The organism is Methylobacter svalbardensis (assembly GCF_037671525.1).
GTDB lineage: Bacteria > Pseudomonadota > Gammaproteobacteria > Methylococcales > Methylomonadaceae > Methylobacter_A > Methylobacter_A svalbardensis.
Genome location: NZ_JAWPOH010000155.1, coordinates 1 through 1,949, shown reverse-complemented (window position 1 = coordinate 1,949; position 1,949 = coordinate 1). Strand labels below are relative to the sequence as shown.

Here is a 1,949-nt window from a genome sequence, read left to right as displayed (position 1 = left end):
TTGATGTGGCTCCAACTGTGCTTGGTTTTTTAAACCTCAGCTATGAAAGCCAGTTTTATGGCCGCGATATTATGCAGATGCGCAAAGACGAGGGCAGGGCATTGATCAGTAATTACCAGAAATTGGGATTGTTTAAAGACAATAAATTGATGTATCTGTCGCCCCAGCAAAAAGTTGATGTGATTGACGATCCTTTAGGCGCGCATAAACAGTTGGATATGGATGCAGCCGCTTCATTGGTAACGGAAAATATGGCTTATTACCAGTCAGCGGATTACATCTGGTCGCATCGGTTGAGCCGGTATCAGTAGTTACTGGATGACGCCGATTAAATGAGTCTATTCAAGACTTGGGAGGAGCATTCGCAGCAAAGGTATTGCATTCGATAAGGGTGCAAATGCTTTTGGCCCTATCTGGAATTTGATGTCAAACAGTACGGAAAGTAGCGCTAATATCCAGCAAAATTCATTTTGAAAACTTATGGTAATCAGTTCAGTTAATTGACCAGCGGGCACAATTGTCCAGAAATTTACGTTTCGCCATCAATCACCGGTTGGAGAATTCAACTCCGAAGTGCCTATCACTTATTCAATAATGCTACGATGATGAGTGCCAGGATAAAGGAAACGCCTTTCCAGAAAGCTAACGGGTTGCGTTCCAAAAGCGGCGGACGGGTCTTGTCCAGAAACGCTCGGTTCGGATGACGCAGATCGAATATGAACTCGGTCAGATCCTCGTAACGTTTGTAAGGGTTGGGATGTACTGCCTTCCTGATTGCATCATCAACCCAGGCTGGAATTTCGCGATTCTCATAACGCAAAGAGTCGTACATTAATTTGTTTTGCGCTGCTTTGGTCTTGCATTTGGCCACTTCAGCACCATAGGGCAGCTTGCCGGTTAACATTTGATAGGCAATCACAGCCAAGGAAAACATATCCGAACGCTCGGAACCCTGTTCCCCGAGAAAATACTCCGGTGCGGTATATTGGGCGGTGCCCAGTATGTTGTCGCGCCTGATCGGTGTGGTCATTTCGATAATGCCCGCGACCCTCGTTGAACCAAAATCAATGATCTTCACCGTGCCGGTGCTATCGATCATGATGTTGGCGGGTCTCAAATCCTGATGCAGCATTTCCAGCCGGTGAAAAGCTCTCAAGCCTTTAGCAATTTGTTCGATAATCCCTCGCACGGTTTCCAGGTCCGGTTTCGGGTTGTCGATCATCCACTGCGTCAAGGTCTGGCCGTCAATGAATTCCGTGACGACGTATAAAAAGTTGCGCTTGCGCGTCTGTGTACAAGGTTTGAGCACATGCGCATTATTGATACGCCGGGCGATCCAGTCTTCCATCAGGAAGCGTTCCAGATAAGCCGGATCGCCCCGAAGGGCAATGGACGGGGTTTTTATAACGACCTGCGAGTCGGTTTCGTTATCTACCGCCAGATAAATGTGGCTGCGGCTGCTGGCATGTAACTGTCTGACAATGGTATAGCCATCAAACAGCATCCGCGCTTCCAATACAGGCGGGAACGGCAGCTCGGTTAACGATTGGTAAAGCTCGTTAGCGCTCTGTTTGGGTAAGTTTTCGACCCTGACGATCTGGACGGTGAGGTTATCGGTACTGCCTTGTCGGTAAGCCTCATCGACGATCGTCTGGGCTGTGGAATCGAGATCATTCCCGGATTCACAGATGGTATGAACGATGAATTCCTGGCCGGCAAACTCGTAAACCCCATCGGTCGCGAACAAGAAAATATCGCCTTTTGCCACGGGCAGGGCTTTATGATCGATTTCAAGATGGGAATCCATTCCCAAGGCACGGCTTATAGTTTCTCAGGTAAATAATTTCCAAGCCACTACAGTAAAATTCACGCAGGGATTGCGAAATCTTCACGCATTTTCTTCATGACACACAAAACTTTACTGGCATCTTGCATATACGTCTTGAAAG

General features: G+C 47.6%; 1 protein-coding gene and 1 pseudogene. One reads left to right on the top strand and one right to left on the bottom strand.

Annotated elements, in window-relative coordinates:
• Positions 1-311: pseudogene (locus RW114_RS20490) on the top strand (LTA synthase family protein); the annotation flags it as partial.
• Between the two features lie 269 nt (positions 312-580).
• Here the strand turns inward: RW114_RS20490 and RW114_RS20485 are convergent.
• On the bottom strand, positions 581-1,807 hold the full coding sequence (locus RW114_RS20485; protein ID WP_340124579.1) for a bifunctional protein-serine/threonine kinase/phosphatase: 1,227 nt from the start codon (positions 1,805-1,807) through the stop codon (positions 581-583).
• Between the last annotated feature and the right edge of the window lie 142 nt (positions 1,808-1,949).